Origin of the sequence: Klebsiella sp. R445, assembly GCF_051131755.1 — a bacterium.
In the GTDB taxonomy this organism is placed as follows: domain Bacteria; phylum Pseudomonadota; class Gammaproteobacteria; order Enterobacterales; family Enterobacteriaceae; genus Klebsiella; species Klebsiella lignicola.
The window spans coordinates 3,589,364-3,605,025 of record NZ_CP180446.1 but is presented as its reverse complement, the minus strand read 5'-3'; the positions used below and the strand labels follow the sequence as shown (position 1 = coordinate 3,605,025).

14 protein-coding genes are annotated in these 15,662 nt (G+C 56.7%); 6 read left to right on the top strand and 8 right to left on the bottom strand.

From position 1 onward, the window contains the following. Positions 1-258: 258 nt before the first annotated feature. The 5 genes from hofQ to ACMYSN_RS16750 are packed head-to-tail and all read right to left on the bottom strand — an operon-like array spanning position 259 to position 3,584. A complete protein-coding gene (hofQ, locus tag ACMYSN_RS16770; protein WP_462495554.1) occupies positions 259-1,512 on the bottom strand; it encodes a DNA uptake porin HofQ in 1,254 nt (417 codons plus the stop codon). Beyond that, complete coding sequence (locus ACMYSN_RS16765) at positions 1,436-1,834, bottom strand: HofP DNA utilization family protein (RefSeq protein WP_462495553.1); 399 nt, start codon at positions 1,832-1,834, stop codon at positions 1,436-1,438. The genes hofQ and ACMYSN_RS16765 overlap by 77 nt, the downstream gene beginning before the upstream one ends. After that, on the bottom strand, positions 1,824-2,273 hold the full coding sequence (locus tag ACMYSN_RS16760) for a HofO family protein (RefSeq protein WP_462495552.1): 450 nt from the start codon (positions 2,271-2,273) through the stop codon (positions 1,824-1,826). The genes ACMYSN_RS16765 and ACMYSN_RS16760 overlap by 11 nt, the downstream gene beginning before the upstream one ends. Beyond that, on the bottom strand, positions 2,257-2,796 hold the full coding sequence (locus tag ACMYSN_RS16755) for a PilN domain-containing protein (protein WP_462495551.1): 540 nt from the start codon (positions 2,794-2,796) through the stop codon (positions 2,257-2,259). Before ACMYSN_RS16755 ends, ACMYSN_RS16760 begins: the two co-directional genes overlap by 17 nt. 2 nt (positions 2,797-2,798) lie before the next feature. Further along, positions 2,799-3,584, bottom strand: a complete 786-nt coding sequence (locus ACMYSN_RS16750) for a type IV pilus biogenesis protein PilM (protein ID WP_462495550.1) — start codon at positions 3,582-3,584, stop codon at positions 2,799-2,801. A 118-nt stretch (positions 3,585-3,702) separates the two neighbouring features. Here ACMYSN_RS16750 and mrcA point away from each other — a divergent pair, with 118 nt between their 5' ends. Beyond that, positions 3,703-6,261, top strand: a complete 2,559-nt coding sequence (gene mrcA / locus ACMYSN_RS16745; RefSeq protein ID WP_462495549.1) for a penicillin-binding protein 1A — start codon at positions 3,703-3,705, stop codon at positions 6,259-6,261. A 67-nt stretch (positions 6,262-6,328) separates the two neighbouring features. On the opposite strand, the gene nudE is transcribed toward mrcA, so the two are convergent. Further along, positions 6,329-6,889, bottom strand: coding sequence for an ADP compounds hydrolase NudE (gene nudE / locus ACMYSN_RS16740; protein ID WP_123757331.1), 561 nt, complete (start codon positions 6,887-6,889; stop codon positions 6,329-6,331). A 328-nt stretch (positions 6,890-7,217) separates the two neighbouring features. Here nudE and ACMYSN_RS16735 point away from each other — a divergent pair, with 328 nt between their 5' ends. The 5 genes from ACMYSN_RS16735 to pckA all read left to right on the top strand — a co-directional run bounded on the left by ACMYSN_RS16735 (position 7,218) and on the right by pckA (position 13,401). Then, entirely contained in the window at positions 7,218-9,347 is a 2,130-nt protein-coding gene (locus ACMYSN_RS16735) for an intracellular growth attenuator family protein (protein WP_462495548.1), read from the top strand. Positions 9,348-9,407: 60 nt separating this feature from the next. Next, positions 9,408-10,091: a GMP/IMP nucleotidase gene (gene yrfG / locus ACMYSN_RS16730; RefSeq protein WP_462495547.1), complete on the top strand. Its 684-nt coding sequence runs from the start codon at positions 9,408-9,410 to the stop codon at positions 10,089-10,091. After that, positions 10,088-10,489 (top strand): Hsp15 family protein, encoded by a 402-nt coding sequence (gene hslR / locus ACMYSN_RS16725; protein ID WP_462495546.1) that lies wholly within the window; start codon positions 10,088-10,090, stop codon positions 10,487-10,489. Before yrfG ends, hslR begins: the two co-directional genes overlap by 4 nt. 40 nt (positions 10,490-10,529) lie before the next feature. After that, positions 10,530-11,414 carry an Hsp33 family molecular chaperone HslO gene (gene hslO, locus ACMYSN_RS16720; RefSeq protein WP_174510152.1) on the top strand — a complete coding sequence of 295 codons (885 nt, stop codon included), beginning with the start codon at positions 10,530-10,532 and terminating at the stop codon, positions 11,412-11,414. Between the two features lie 364 nt (positions 11,415-11,778). Beyond that, positions 11,779-13,401 (top strand): phosphoenolpyruvate carboxykinase (ATP), encoded by a 1,623-nt coding sequence (pckA, locus tag ACMYSN_RS16715; RefSeq protein WP_174510123.1) that lies wholly within the window; start codon positions 11,779-11,781, stop codon positions 13,399-13,401. Between the two features lie 79 nt (positions 13,402-13,480). Here the strand turns inward: pckA and envZ are convergent, their stop codons facing one another. Together envZ and ompR are read right to left on the bottom strand one after the other, a co-directional pair. Next, entirely contained in the window at positions 13,481-14,842 is a 1,362-nt protein-coding gene (gene envZ, locus ACMYSN_RS16710; RefSeq protein WP_123757325.1) for a two-component system sensor histidine kinase EnvZ, read from the bottom strand. Further along, a complete protein-coding gene (gene ompR, locus ACMYSN_RS16705; protein ID WP_006177890.1) occupies positions 14,839-15,558 on the bottom strand; it encodes an osmolarity response regulator transcription factor OmpR in 720 nt (239 codons plus the stop codon). Before ompR ends, envZ begins: the two co-directional genes overlap by 4 nt. Between the last annotated feature and the right edge of the window lie 104 nt (positions 15,559-15,662).

The window sequence follows — 15,662 nt, the reverse complement described above, 5'->3', positions numbered from 1 at the left end:
CAGGTTTGGCAACTGAATATACTCTTCAATATTCAAACTACCCTGCCGTCGGCTGCACTTTTTCGCCTCCAGGTGCATAGTTATCTATGTTTCTGGGGGTAAATCAGCTTGCCGCCTTGATGCATCCTGAATGATCTTGTTTAAATCACCGGACAAAAAAGAAGATTGATGCCGAACCCGACTCTCAAATCGGTACCCCTTGTATGCTAAATCCGTCCTCACGTCAAACACCTGAAACGTGTTTAGCAAGAAAAGGGCTTAATGCACTGCCAGAATTCGTGGGGTGATGAACACCACCAGTTCACGTCGTTCCTTCCCTTTACCATCGTGACGAAACAGCTGGCCAAGCAAGGGGATATCGCTAAGTAAGGGAATACCATCGCGGGATGATTTCTTTTTCTGTGAAAATATTCCGCCCAGCGCCAGCGTTTCACCGCTTTTCACTTCGACCTGGGTTTCAATTTCTTGTTTGTCGATCGCCAGCACTTCGCCATTCTCCTGTTTCAGGGCCTGGCCCGGCGTATTTTCGCTAATCCGTAACTTCAGACGCACGCGGTTTTGCTGCAGAACCGTTGGCGTGACCTCCATGCCTAACACCGCTTCTTTAAACTCCACCGAGGTCGCGCCGTTTTCACCCCGGGAAACCTGATAAGGGATCTCGCTCCCCTGTTTGATGCTGGCAGGCTGCATGTGGGAAGCCAGCAAGCGGGGGCTGGCGATGATTTCCACCAGCTGCTTTTGTTCCAGCGCCGAGAGCTCCAGCTCCAGCAACCGCCCGCTGATGCGACCGATATTAAAACCGACCCGCGTATCGGCATGACTTACCGCCTGCTGACTGCTCAAGGTCGTTAGCTTGCCGAAACCTGGCGTATTGCTGGCCTCGGCCAGACTCCATTTCACCCCCAGCTCACGCAGGCTGGTTTCACTCATGGAAACAATATGCGCAGCCAGTTCGACCTGACCAACCGGGAGATCCATCTCCTGCGCCCACGCTTTCAGGATCGCAAGATGGCGGGCATCATCGCGCATCAACAGGCGATTGGTGCGTGTATCCACCGTCAGGCTGCCACGCGCGCTGAGTAATTTATCCCCGGCCTTCGCCAGCTCCGCCGCGTCGGCATAGTGCAAAGTCATGCTGTGCCGTTGTAACGGCAAGCTGAGCAATCGCTTCTCACGTTCCGCCTCCCGCTGTGCCTGCCGGGCGTTTTTCCAGGCCATCGTGTGCACATAGAGAACCGTGCCCTGCTGGCTAAGCGTCAGTCCGGCGCTATCGATAACCGACCGTAACGCCTGCTGCCAGGGAACATTTTTCAGATGCAGCGACAGCGAACCGCTGACGTCCGGCGCGATAATCAGGTTTTTTTGCCGCATTTCTGCCAGGGTTTGCAGCACCTGGGCAACCGGCACATCATCAACCATCAGAGAAACTGGCGGCTCATTTTTTGCCGCTCCGCCCGCGGTAAACGCCATTGCTGGCAGCAGCAGAATCAGCAGGCTTATCCATCGCATCATTTATTCCGACCTCCTTTCGCTTCCACGCCCAATGCAGGGGTTCGCATCCTGTCCCGGTAGTGATTTCAATGCGTTCCGCCGTCAGCGCAGTGACTTGCCAGCCGGAAGGCAAGGCGTCATCCACCCGGACGCGGCGCCATTTCCCTGCGCTGTCCTGCAGGTAACCCACTTTCTGCTGCGCAGTACCCACCGCGCCGCCGTAGTGCCATTGCGCCAGCTGCGCCGTCTGGCAGTGGTCTTCCACTGGCTCAAACGGATCGCGATCGGCAGCCAGCCCCGGCAACGGAAGCAGACACAGCAGACACCACCCGTTAATCCGCATGCTCGGCCTCCAGCGCCAGCGCCATCTGCAACGATCCCTTGAGCGGATGAAGTGAAAACGTCGTGACGCGCATACCGCACTGCGCGAGCCACGAAAACAGAGGCGGTACCGCCTGCCAGCGGACATCCAGCACCAGCTCTCCCCCTCGCCCCACAGGACGCCAGGCCAGCAGTTTGCTGCCAGGATCGGGCAGCTCCATCGGAGAAAAGCGCTGCGTGACGGGCTCTTCAACGCTATCCTGCTGCGCGGCGACCTGTAGCGGCATCAGCCGCAGCCACTGCTGGCGTATGCCGGGAGGCTCATGGCCTTCAACTGGCGGAGGTGGTAACGAGAACCAGAAACACCCCGCCACCAGCAATACCAGCACGATCGGCAGCGCCAGCTGGCTGCCGCGCCCGGAATAAAACAGCCCGCTCCAGCGCTCAATGATGGCTCGCATCGGCGTGCTCTCCGGCAAGAGAAAAACTAAACTGCCAGTACCCCTGCTCACCGCGACGCGTTTCACCAGCCTTCGCGGGCCGGAACCCGGAAACCGCACTGAGTGCCTGACCCAGCCCCGCCACGGCGTTCAGGTTCAAGGCCAGCCCGCTCAACGTCAGGGCATCACGCTGATACTCCAGCCGGGTTAACCAGGCCTGCGGTGGAAGCCGCATGGCAATGGTCTGTAAACGCTGATGCCAGGCCTCGGTCAACGCTCGTCTCTGCTGCCGCTGGCGCCGTTTTTCCCACTGCTGTTGCCGCTCCAGCAGCAGACTTTCGCGCTGGCTGAGAGCAGCAAAGAGCTGGTTGTCCGCCGCCATGCGTACCGCGAGCGGTGCCTCGCCAGCGTCGCGTGCTGCCCGCTGAGCCACGGCGATCGTCAGCAGCGCCAGCACCAGCCCGATGGCATACAGCATCCCGATGCGCACTCGCTGACGGCGGCGAACGTTACGCCAGGGTAGAAAATTGACCAGTGCAGCCATGGTTAACGCCCGCCTAACGCCAGCCCGATCGCCACGGCAAAGCCATCGCCGCCCTCTGGCAACGGGGGTTGCAGGCGGTAAATTACGCTCCAGGGATCAAAGCAGGGTTCATCGCCGGAACCAGCTGCGCAATGCTGGAGTGATTCGGCGTTGATTTGCCGGGCGAGCTGGGAAAATGAAGCGATTTCAGTGCAGGGCGAGCAGCCCCAGCCCTCTTGTGTGGCCCACAACCAGTTAGGGCCATGACGCCACCCCAGACCGTGCGAGCCTGAAGGCAGCCAGGGGAAATAGGCGCTGAGGGCACTGGCATCCGGCACAATCTCTGCCACTCTTAGCTTCAGACGCGCCGCGAGCTGGCGCAGCAGGTCGATCTCCAGGCGTTGCGCCGCCGTCACCCGCCATTCGGCCAGTGCCGGTGCGGCCGAATAATCGATGCAGAGTGAGGCAACAGGCATTTCCAGCTGCTGCGCCATAACGCTGGTTATCCATTGTGCGCGTTCACTTTCGCTGAGGGACAGCTGTGTTCGCGGCAGCCGCTTTTGCAGGGTTCGGCTGGCCGGAAAGGCAATGCTGACCTGGTGTTGCAACGGCAGCTCTCGCCGCCAGTGACGTAGCTGCTGTGCCAGCCCGACAACGTCAACCACCATTCCATGACGTACGGTTCCGGGTGTCAGCGGGATACGCCACCAGCGACATAGCGCCCAACGTGAGCGCGCGTAACGCAGCGCCACAAGCACGATTTCGTCCTGCTGGATATGCATCCCTATTCGCCAGTTGCTGAAAGCCATGCTTACGATCTCCTTGTCCGCCATTACGGCTCGACTCTATCAATGCACCAGGCTTGCCTTTATACTACCGCGCGTTTGTTTATAAACTGCCCAAATCAAACTAAATGGGAAATCTCCGGTGAAGTTCGTAAAGTATCTATTGATCCTTGCAGTCTGTTGCGTACTGCTGGGAGCAGGCTCGATTTTTGGCCTTTATAAATATATTGAGCCGCAACTCCCCGATGTCGCGACCTTGAAGGATGTGCGTTTGCAGATCCCGATGCAGGTCTATAGCGCGGATGGCGAGCTGATCGCGCAATATGGCGAAAAACGTCGTATTCCTGTCACGTTGCAGCAAATGCCGCCTGAACTGATCAAAGCGTTTATTGCCACCGAAGACAGCCGTTTCTATGAGCACCACGGCGTTGACCCCGTCGGTATCTTCCGTGCCGCCAGCGTGGCCATGTTCTCCGGGCATGCTTCGCAAGGTGCCAGTACCATCACTCAGCAGCTTGCGCGTAACTTCTTCCTGAGTCCGGAGAAGACTCTGATGCGTAAGATCAAAGAAGCCTTCCTGGCGATCCGCATCGAGCAGTTGCTGAATAAAGATGAAATCCTTGAGCTATACCTGAATAAAATCTATCTCGGCTACCGTGCCTACGGCGTTGGCGCCGCGGCGCAGGTCTACTTTGGTAAAAACGTCGATCAGCTGACGCTGAGTGAAATGGCGGTGATTGCCGGCCTGCCTAAAGCGCCGTCGACCTTTAACCCGCTCTATTCGATGGATCGCGCCACCGCACGTCGCAACGTGGTTCTGGCGCGTATGCTGAGTGAAGGCTATATCACCCAGACGCAGTACGACAGCGCACGTAGCGAAAGCATCGACGCTCGCTACCACGCACCGAAAATTGCCTTCTCCGCGCCATATCTGAGTGAAATGGTCCGCCAGGAAATGGTCCGCCGCTACGGCGAGCAGGCCTATGAAGATGGCTACCGCGTTTACACCACCATTACCCGTAAAAATCAGCAATCGGCCCAGCAGGCAGTCCGCAATAATGTGCTGGATTACGATATGCGCCACGGCTACCGCGGCCCGGCAAATGTGCTGTGGAAAGTGGGTGAAACCCCGTGGGATAACGCTAAAATTCTGGCGGAGCTCAAACGACTGCCGGGATACGGGCCGCTGACGCCTGCGGTGATCACCGCGGCGAACCCGCAGGAAGCCGTTGCACTATTAAACAACGGTACCGCCGTCACGCTGAATATCGATGCCGTCCGCTGGGCGCGTCGTTTTATCTCCGATACCCAACAGGGCGCTACGCCACGTAAAGTGACCGACGTACTGCAGGCCGGGCAGCAGGTGTGGGTACGTCAGGTGGGCGCTAACTGGGCGCTCTCGCAGGTTCCGGACGTCAACTCGGCGCTGGTATCCATCAACCCGCAAAACGGCGCCATTATCGCGCTGGTTGGCGGTTTCGATTTCAATCAGAGCAAATTTAACCGCGCGACCCAGGCGCTGCGTCAGGTTGGCTCAAACATCAAGCCGTTCCTCTACACTGCGGCGATGGATAAAGGCCTGACCCTGGCAAGTATGCTCAACGACGTACCGATTTCCCGTTGGGACGCCGGCGCCGGTTCCGACTGGCAGCCGAAGAACTCCCCGCCGCAGTACGCCGGCCCGATCCGTCTGCGTCAGGGGCTAGGACAGTCGAAAAACGTGGTGATGGTGCGCGCCATGCGCGCTATGGGCGTCGATTATGCCGCGGAATATCTGCAGCGCTTCGGCTTCCCGGCACAGAATATCGTGCGTACCGAATCGCTGGCGCTGGGTTCCGCTTCCTTTACGCCGCTGCAGGTGGTCCGCGGTTACTCGGTTATGGCGAACGGTGGTTTCCTGGTGACGCCTTTCTTTATCAGCAAAATCGAGAACGACCAGGCCGGTGTGATCTTCGAAGAACGACCGAAGATTGCCTGCCCACAGTGCGATGTGCCGGTGATTTACGGTGACACACCGAAATCCAACGTGCTGGAAAACAAAGATGTCGAAGATGTCGCCACCTCTGACACCGCACAGAATGTTCCGGTACCGCCGCAGCCACAGCTTGAACAGGCTAACCAGTCTCTGGTCGCGCAAACCGGCACGCAGGAATACGCGCCGCACGTGATTAACACCCCGCTGGCGTTCCTGATCAAAAGCGCGCTGAACACGAACATTTTCGGTGAACCAGGCTGGATGGGTACCGGCTGGCGTGCCGGTCGCGATCTGCAACGCAAAGATATCGGCGGCAAAACCGGGACCACCAACAGCTCTAAAGATGCCTGGTTCTCGGGCTACGGTCCTGGTGTCGTCACGTCAGTATGGATTGGTTTCGACGATCACCGCCGTGACCTGGGGCGGACCACCGCTTCCGGGGCGATTAAAGATCAGATCTCCGGCTATGAAGGGGGAGCAAAAAGCGCCCAGCCGGCCTGGGATGACTTTATGAAACGGGTGCTGGAAGGCGTGCCGGAAGAGCCGTTAACGCCGCCACCTGGCGTAGTGACGGTGAATATCGACCGGAGCACCGGGCAGCTCGCGAGCGGAGGTAACAGCCGCGCCGAATACTTCATCGAAGGCACGCAGCCTACTCATCAGGCGGTGCATGAAGTGGGGACCACCATCACCGATGGCGGTGGCGAAACTCACGAATTGTTCTGACAAAAAAAGCGCCTGCGGGCGCTTTTTCTTTATCTCTGTGCTCGGGTCGGCAACTGACTTTCGCGAACTACAACCGCCCCTGAGCCAGCAGCCATTCGCGGACCAGGAACAACGCACTGACGTTGCGCGCTTCATTAAAGTCCTCTTCATCCAGCAGCGTCATCAGCTGCGATATCGGCCAGCGCACCTGCGGTAACGGCTCCGGCTCATCGCCCGGCAGCGATTCCGGGTACAGGTCTTCCGCCACCAGAATATTCATCTTGCTGGAGAAATACGACGGCGCCATGCTCAGTTTTTTCAGGAACGTCAGCTGGTTGGCACCGAAACCGACTTCTTCTTTCAGTTCGCGGTTCGCAGCCTCCAGCACGGTTTCACCCGGATCAATCAACCCTTTGGAGAACCCCAGTTCATAGGATTCGGTGCCGACGGCATATTCACGAATCAGGATGAGGTGGTCATCAACAATCGGGACAATCATCACGGCTTCACGCGTAGAAGGACGCATGCGTTCATACACACGACGCACGCCGTTGCTGAACTCCAGATCCACACTTTCAACGTTAAAAAGACGCGAACGCGCTACTGTTTCAACATTAAGAATGGTGGGTTTTTGTAATGATTTGCTCATTGTTATCGATCTATGCTGTGATTCCAGAAGTCATTGTGCGATACGCGCCACGGTTTCGGCAATTCAATTCGCCACTAATTTACATAATTGCAACCTAACTACCGGTAGGCGAACGCTGATTAAGATAAAAAAGTCAATAGTTTGAAATGTCTTTGAGAATTTACTGATTCCTGATTTTTTGCGTTTTTGATAAGCTACCAGGCAGCTATATCGCATACTAATTTTTCCCGTATTTACACGACATCTGCCACGAGCAAACTGCAGGTTTGCGCAACGTGTTATGCAATCGACGAACCTGTAAGAAAAGAATAACTATGATGGGATGGGCATGGGCACCTTTCTGATTTCTGTCACAGCTCTGCTAATCTGCGCATTGCTCATCGGGTGGTGGTATCGCGTGCATGCCAGACGTCGCCGCCTTCCCCTGCTGCATGCCTTTAGTGACGCCGCGACGCGCAAGATCACGACGGATGAACAGCGGGCGGTAGAAAAATACCTCGAGGGCGTCAATCGTGCGCAGCAGACGCCGGCATCCGGAGCCAGCGTGGCGCCGGCCGATCTCTCATTAACGCCTCAGAGCGATACCGTCTTTACCGTCACCCGCGCGATCACGCGCTACGGCATTACCACTGACGAATCGAACAAATGGCGCTATTTCCTCGACTCGGTAGAAGTTCATCTGCCACCGTTCTGGGAACAATATATCAATGACGAAAATAGCATTGAGCTGATCCCTACCGAGAGCCTGCCGCTGGTCATTGCACTCAATGGCCACGCGCTCAGCGATTATCCGCAGGAGCATCGCAACTTCGCGCTTGAGCGGGCATCAGCCACCCAGGCCTCGATACGCGGAGAAGAGAGCGAGCAGATTGAGCTGCTGAACATTCGTCAGGAAAGCCAGGAAGAACACGCCCTGATTCGTCCTGACGGCCTTCGTGAAGCCGTCCTCATCGTCGCCTCGTTCCTGCTGTTTTACTTCAGTCTGATCAGCCCCTACGTGTTTACGCCGTGGTTGCTGACTGGCGGCTTGCTGTTACTGGCAGCAGGCCTGTGGGGGATCTATGCCCCGCCATGTAAGACCTCGCTACGGGAGATCCACTGCCTGCGCGGGATGCCAAAACGTTGGGGCCTGTTTGGCGAAAATGACCAGGAGCAGATCAACAACATCTCCCTGGGAATTATCGATCTGATTTACCCGCGCCACTGGCAGCCCTGGATTGCCCAGGATCTCGGCCAACAAACGGATATCGATATCTATCTGAACCGCCACGTCGTTCGCCAGGGACGCTTCCTGTCATTGCACGATGAGGTGAAACACTTCCCTTTGCAGTACTGGCTGCGCAGCGCCATTATCGCCAGCGGCGCGCTGCTGGTGGTGATGATGCTGTGGGCCAGCGTCCCGCTGAATATGCCGTTTAAATTCACCCTCTCGTGGCTGAAGGGCGCGCAGACGATTGAAGCTACCACCGTCGCGCAAATGGAAAAGTCGCAGGTTCGCATCGGTGATACGCTCAGGTTGAAAGGCATTGGGATGTGTAATATTCACTCTCCCGACAGCTGGACGGCTAAAGAAAATTCGCCGTTTATGCCCTTCGATTGTTCACAGATCATCTGGAATGAAGCCCCGCCGCTGCCGCTGCCGGAGTCCGATATTGTCAGTAAAGCCACCGCGCTGATGCAGTCCGTTCAGCGCCAGCTGCATCCTGACCCGGACGATGATTCACGCGTCAGCCCGGCGCTGCGCTCGGCAATTCAGAAATCAGGCATGGTATTGCTGGATGACTTTGGCGATATCGTCATTAAAACCAATAGCCTGTGTTCGGCCAAAGATGACTGTACCCGGTTGAAAAATGCGCTGGTTAACCTTGGCAATACCCGTAACTGGGAAGCCCTGACCAAGCGCGCCAGTTCAGGCAAGCTGGATGGCGTCAACGTGCTTCTTCGCCCGGTCAGCGCCGAATCGCTGGAGAACCTGGTCACCACCTCAACTGCGCCGTTTATCGTTCGCGAGACATCGCGCGCGGCGCAGGCGCTGAACAGCCCGGCCCCTGGCGGCTTCGTGATCGCCAGCGATGAAGGCAGCGAACTGGTCAATCAGCCGTGGCCCACCACCAGCCTGTATGACTATCCTGCCCATGAACAGTGGGGCGAACTGCAACGGTTGGCTGGCATGCTGATGCGTACGCCATTCCACGCCGAAGGGATCGTCACCAATCTGTTCACCGATGCCAACGGGACACAGCACATTAATCTGCATCGCATTCCTGACCGCTCCGGTCTGTGGCGCTACCTTGGCACCACCCTGCTGCTGCTGACGATGTTAGGCTGCATGTCGTGGCACGGGGTCCTGACGCTTCGTCGCTACCAGCGCCATCGCCAGCGGATGGAAGATATTCAGAAATACTATGAAAGCTGCCTGAATCCGGTCCTCATCTCCTCGACGGATCATCAAGAGTAATTCCCGGCGCGATGGGTGTGATACCCTGTCGCGCATTTCCCCCCTCGCTGGAGACTCACCATGCACGTAGATATTGCCTGGCAGGAGGTCGATACCGTTCTGCTGGATATGGATGGCACGCTGCTCGACCTCGCCTTTGACAACTATTTCTGGCAAAAGCTGGTCCCGGAAACCTGGGGGGCCGCTCGCGGGCTCAGCCTGACAGAAGCCAAAGAGGCTATGCACCAGGAGTATCATGCGGTTCAGCATACGCTAAACTGGTACTGTCTTGATTACTGGAGCGAGCGTCTGAATTTGGATATTCGTGCGATGACCAGCGAGCAGGGGCCACGCGCTTCATTGCGTGAAGATACCGTGCCGTTCCTTGATGCGCTCAAAGCCAGCGGCAAGCAGCGGATCCTGTTGACCAACGCCCATCCGCACAACCTGGCCGTTAAACTTAAGCATACCGGCCTCGATGCACACCTTGATTTATTGCTTTCCACCCACACATTTGGTTATCCGAAAGAGGATCAGCGCTTATGGCGTGCGGTCGAGGAAGAAACCGGCTTTGATGCGCGTAAAACGCTCTTTGTCGATGATAACGAGGCCATTCTGGATGCTGCCGCGCAGTTCGGTATTCGCTACTGCCTTGGCATCACCAATCCGGACTCCGGGCTGGCGGAAAAAAGCTATGTGCGCCACCCAGGGTTGAACGATTACCGGCGGCTGATCCCTTCCCTGACCCAACAGGAGAGGCCATGAAAGAAAAACCCGTCGATGCCGTCAGGCTGGATAAATGGCTGTGGGCGGCCCGCATCTATAAAACCCGTGCGCTGGCGCGCGAGATGATTGAAGGCGGTAAGGTGCACTACAACGGGCAGCGCAGTAAGCCTGGGAAAATCGTCGAGCCAGGCGCAATCCTGACCCTACGCCAGGGCAATGACGACCGCACGCTACTCGTCAAAGCGATCATGGAACAACGCCGGCCCGCCAGCGAAGCCATCTCGTTGTATGAAGAGACGGCGGAGAGCATCGAAAAGCGCGAGAAAACGGCGCTGGCGCGCAAAATGAATGCGCTGACCATGCCCCATCCCGACAGACGTCCGGACAAGAAAGAACGCCGCGACCTGATGAGATTTAAACACGGTGACAGTGAATAACCTTCTATATCCGTAGAAGCCACTGTGGCCAGCAAGAGAGATAATTATGACTCAACACGATCAATTACATCGTTACCTGTTTGAAAACGTTGCCGTGCGCGGTGAACTGGTGACCGTATCAGAAACTCTGGCGCAGATTCTGGAGAATCACAGCTATCCGCAGCCGGTTAAAACCGTGCTGGCCGAGCTGCTGGTTGCCACCAGCCTGCTGACCGCAACGCTAAAATTTGCCGGTGATATTACCGTGCAGTTGCAGGGCGACGGGCCGCTATCTCTGGCGGTGATTAACGGCACCAACCAGCAGCAGCTGCGCGGCGTCGCGCGCGTTCAGGGCGATATTCCGGAAGATGCGGATCTGAAAACGCTGGTCGGTAATGGTTATCTCGTCATTACTATCTCTCCGGATGAAGGCGAGCGCTATCAGGGCGTCGTCGGTCTGGAAGGCGACACCCTCGCGGCCTGTCTGGAAGATTATTTCCAGCGCTCTGAGCAGTTGCCGACCCGTCTGGTCATCCGTACCGGTGAACTTGAAGGTAAACCGATGGCGGGTGGCATGTTACTGCAGGTGATGCCGGCGCAGGATGCTCAGGCGGCAGACTTCGAGCATCTGGCGACGCTGACGGAAACCATCAAAGCCGAAGAGCTGTTCACCCTGTCTGCGACCGACGTACTGTGGCGCCTGTATCACGAAGAAGAAGTGACCGTTTACGATCCGCAGAATGTGGAATTTAAATGCACTTGTTCTCGCGAGCGCTGCGCCGGTGCGCTGAAAACGCTGCCGGATGAAGAAATCGACAGCATTCTGGCTGACGAAGGCGAAATTGATATGCACTGCGATTACTGCGGCAGTCATTACCTCTTCAATGCGATGGATATCGCCGAGATCCGCAATAACGCCTCTCCGGCCGACCCTCAGGTTCACTGATTTTCTTCCCCCGCCAGCGGGCCAGGTGTCGGTTTTCTGCCGCCGCCGCCGCTGGCGTGAAATTTTCCTTCGCGAGATGAATCGATTTTCACTGAAAGAGTTACGTAACTTTCTTTCAAGAAAGCGATTACATTCACATTTCAGCAGTTTCTTTAATTACTTTTTAACCAATAAGAAACATCTATCACCACCCATCGCCATTTTCCTGAGATAATCACGCACGCTTCGTGACAGGAGTCACCGTGTTTTTCGTAAGTAAGGCGTTTGTCGAGATACGTAAATCTATGAGCCTGGTCGCGGTCTATACCCCTAAAGAACCCCTACAATTTGAAGCAGTATATCTTAATGGCTAAGGAGCAGTGACATGCGCGTTAATCATGGTTTAACCCCGCAGGATCTCAAGGCTTATGGTATCAACGACGTCCAGGATATCGTCCACAATCCAAGCTACGAAACATTGTATCAAGAGGAACTCGATCCCAATCTGGAAGGGTATGAGCGTGGTACCCTCACCAGTCTCGGTGCGATCGCTGTCGATACCGGTATTTTCACCGGTCGTTCGCCGAAAGATAAATATATCGTTCGCGATGACACTACCCGCGATACCGTGTGGTGGTCAGATAAAGGCAACGGTAAGAACGACAACAAACCGCTGTCTCAGGAAACCTGGCAGCATCTGAAAGGTCTGGTCACCGATCAGCTTTCGGGTAAACGCCTTTTCATCGTTGATGCGTTCTGTGGCGCCAACGCCGACACCCGCCTGAGCGTGCGTTTCATTACCGAAGTGGCCTGGCAGGCGCACTTTGTCAAAAACATGTTTATCCGCCCAAGCGAAGAAGAACTGGCGCAGTTTACGCCAGACTTTATCGTGATGAATGGCGCCAAATGCACCAACCCGCAGTGGCAAGAACAGGGTCTGAACTCTGAGAACTTCGTCGCCTTCAACCTGACCGAGCGCATTCAGCTGATCGGCGGGACCTGGTACGGCGGCGAGATGAAGAAAGGGATGTTCTCTATCATGAACTACCTGCTGCCGCTGCAGGGCATCGCATCGATGCACTGTTCCGCCAACGTCGGTGAAAAAGGGGACGTTGCGGTCTTCTTCGGGCTTTCCGGTACCGGCAAAACCACCCTGTCCACCGACCCGAAACGCCGCCTGATTGGCGATGACGAGCACGGCTGGGATGACGACGGTGTCTTCAACTTCGAAGGCGGGTGCTACGCCAAGACCATTAAACTGTCGGAAGCCGCCGAGCCGGATATCTATCACGCTATCCGCCGCGATGCGCTGCTGGAAAACGTCGTCGTGCGCGCTGACGGCACCATTGATTTCGATGATGGTTCGAAAACCGAGAACACCCGTGTTTCCTACCCGATCGATCATATCGAAAACATTGTTAAGCCGGTCTCTAAAGCGGGCCATGCCACCAAAGTCATCTTCCTGACCGCGGATGCCTTCGGCGTACTGCCGCCGGTATCGCGCCTGACCGCTGACCAGACCCAGTACCACTTCCTCTCCGGCTTTACCGCTAAGCTGGCGGGTACCGAGCGTGGTGTAACCGAACCAACGCCGACCTTCTCGGCCTGTTTCGGCGCGGCGTTCCTGTCGCTGCACCCGACGCAGTATGCGGAAGTGCTGGTAAAACGCATGCAGGCATCCGGTGCCCAGGCCTACCTGGTCAACACCGGCTGGAACGGCACCGGCAAACGTATCTCGATTAAAGATACCCGCGCCATTATCGACGCCATTCTCGACGGTTCGCTGGACGATGCAGAAACCTTCACCCTGCCGATGTTTGATCTGCAGATCCCGACCTCGCTACCGGGTGTGGATACGCATATTCTCGACCCGCGTAATACCTACGCATCGCCGGAGCAGTGGCAGGAGAAAGCCGAGCAGCTGGCGAAGCTGTTCGTTGAGAACTTCGAGAAGTACACTGATACGCCAGCTGGCGCAGCGCTGGTAGCCGCAGGCCCGAAACGCTAATCCTCAGTCGCTAGATAAAGAAAAAGCCGGGCGTTCGCCCGGCTTTTTAAGTTTCTCACCGACTCACAGCCTGAGTAGATTAACTCTCTTTCCCTGGCTTCGTAGGCGCCTGTACGCGCTGGAACGGCACCGGCAGCCACGCACGAATCAACAAGCCACCGCGTTCACTGGAGCCAATCTCCAGGCGACCGTTATGGTTATCGATAATACGCTGCACAATCGCCAGCCCCAGTCCGGTTCCGCTGGTGCTGCGGGCGCTGTCGCCGCGAACAAACGGCTGGAACAGATGCTCGCGCTGCTCCGGTTTGATCCCCGGACCATCATCCTCAACCTGGAACCAAGCGCTGTTGGCTTCACTACCGCTGCTCACCTTAATCCAACCGTTGCCATAACGTGCGGCGTTAACCACCATATTGGCCAGCGCCCGCTTGATCGACAGCGGATGGATCCGCAGAGGGATTTCGCCTGGCTGCAGGTTAGTCGCGATTTCCCGCTCGTAACCGCTCTCTGCCGCGATAACCTCACCCAGCACCGAGTTCAGGTCCGCCAGCTCCATCGGCATCTCCTGACCGGTACGCAGGTAGTCGATGAACTGCTCGATGATGGCGTTACACTCTTCGATATCTTTGTTGATCGATTCGGCGAGGTAACCGTCCTCTTCGCCCATCATCTCCGTCGCCAGACGAATACGCGTCAATGGCGTACGTAGATCGTGACTGACGCCGGCCATTAGCAGGGTACGGTCGTCCGCCAACTGTTTGACGCCGGCGGCCATATGGTTAAAGGCCCGGGTCACCGATCGCACTTCAGAGGCACCATACTCCCGCAGCGGTGGCGGAATAATGCCGCGTCCAACCTGCAACGCCGCATGTTCCAGGTCGACCAGGGGTCGGTTCTGAATACGGATAAACAGCCAGGCCCCGCCAATCGCCAGCAGCATAATCGCCAGGGTATAGCGGAACAGCGGCGAGAAGTCGCCCTGATGGATTTCCGTCAGCGGTACGCGCACCCAGATATTGGGTGACAGCCAGGTTTTCAACCACACCACGGGAGAGCTCTTATTCACCTCAACCCGCACTTCGGTTGGCCCACCTAGCTGGTGCGCCATCTGCTGACTTAAGAACTCATAATGCTGCGCCCAGCGCAGACCTGCATCTTCCGCCGCTTCGTTGGAGTACAGCGAAATCCCCAGCTCGCGGTAAATCTCGCGCCGAAACGCCGGCGGCACCACCAGTTGGGTACCATCCTCCAGCTGCAGCTTATCGGTCATCAGCATACGCACTTCGTATGCCAGCACCTTATTAAACTGCTGGAGGCTCGGCAGGATCGCAAAGTTCAGCACCACCAGATAGGTCGTCACCAGGCTGACAAACAGCAGAGTGACGATCAGCAACAGGGTGCGGGCAAAAGAGCTTCGCGGCGAGAAGCGCAGGCGTTTCATGCCTTAGCGCCGTCCGGCACAAATACGTAGCCAAGCCCCCACACGGTCTGGATATAACGCGGATGGGCCGGATCTTCTTCCACCATGCGACGCAGGCGGGAGATTTGCACGTCGATGGAACGCTCCATCGCCGAGTATTCGCGACCACGGGCCAGGTTCATCAGCTTGTCACGGGAGAGCGGTTCACGAGGATGGCTGACCAACGCTTTCAGCACCGCGAACTCGCCGCTGGTGAGCGGCATCGGCTCATCTTCACGGAACATCTCACGGGTGCCGAGGTTCAGCTTGAACTTGCCGAAAGCGATTACCGCTTCTTCCTGCGACGGTGCGCCCGGCAGCTCATTCGCCTGACGACGGAGCACGGCACGGATACGGGCCAGCAGTTCACGCGGGTTAAAGGGTTTCGGAATGTAGTCGTCAGCACCGATTTCGAGGCCCACAATACGGTCAACTTCTTCCCCTTTCGCCGTCACCATGATGATCGGCATCGGGTTGCTCTGGCTACGCAGACGACGACAAATGGACAAGCCATCTTCGCCCGGCAGCATCAGATCCAGCACCATCAGGTGGAACGATTCGCGGGTTAACAGACGATCCATCTGTTCAGCGTTTGCGACGCTACGAACCTGGAAGCCTTGCTCGGTCAGATAACGTTCGAGCAGCGCACGCAGACGCATGTCATCATCGACAACAAGAATCTTATAATTCTCTTGCATTGTTTATACTCCCAAAGGTTCACTGCATTTGTCAGTGCGTATTCTCAAAAAAGCCCGGCTCGCCCACCAGCTAAATCTGGTATATATTCCAGGCTAAATTGTTA

What these genes read in the sequence shown, in the direction of transcription:
- hofQ (WP_462495554.1), bottom strand. Translation starts at nt 1,512, where the DNA reads ATGATGCGATGGATAAGCCTGCTGATTCTGCTGCTGCCAGCAATGGCG.
- ACMYSN_RS16765 (WP_462495553.1), bottom strand. Translation starts at nt 1,834, where the DNA reads ATGCGGATTAACGGGTGGTGTCTGCTGTGTCTGCTTCCGTTGCCGGGG.
- ACMYSN_RS16760 (WP_462495552.1), bottom strand. Translation starts at nt 2,273, where the DNA reads ATGCGAGCCATCATTGAGCGCTGGAGCGGGCTGTTTTATTCCGGGCGC.
- ACMYSN_RS16755 (WP_462495551.1), bottom strand. Translation starts at nt 2,796, where the DNA reads ATGGCTGCACTGGTCAATTTTCTACCCTGGCGTAACGTTCGCCGCCGT.
- ACMYSN_RS16750 (WP_462495550.1), bottom strand. Translation starts at nt 3,584, where the DNA reads ATGGCTTTCAGCAACTGGCGAATAGGGATGCATATCCAGCAGGACGAA.
- nudE (WP_123757331.1), bottom strand. Translation starts at nt 6,889, where the DNA reads ATGAGCAAATCATTACAAAAACCCACCATTCTTAATGTTGAAACAGTA.
- ACMYSN_RS16735 (WP_462495548.1), top strand. Translation starts at nt 7,218, where the DNA reads ATGGGCACCTTTCTGATTTCTGTCACAGCTCTGCTAATCTGCGCATTG.
- yrfG (WP_462495547.1), top strand. Translation starts at nt 9,408, where the DNA reads ATGCACGTAGATATTGCCTGGCAGGAGGTCGATACCGTTCTGCTGGAT.
- hslR (WP_462495546.1), top strand. Translation starts at nt 10,088, where the DNA reads ATGAAAGAAAAACCCGTCGATGCCGTCAGGCTGGATAAATGGCTGTGG.
- pckA (WP_174510123.1), top strand. Translation starts at nt 11,779, where the DNA reads ATGCGCGTTAATCATGGTTTAACCCCGCAGGATCTCAAGGCTTATGGT.
- envZ (WP_123757325.1), bottom strand. Translation starts at nt 14,842, where the DNA reads ATGAAACGCCTGCGCTTCTCGCCGCGAAGCTCTTTTGCCCGCACCCTG.
- ompR (WP_006177890.1), bottom strand. Translation starts at nt 15,558, where the DNA reads ATGCAAGAGAATTATAAGATTCTTGTTGTCGATGATGACATGCGTCTG.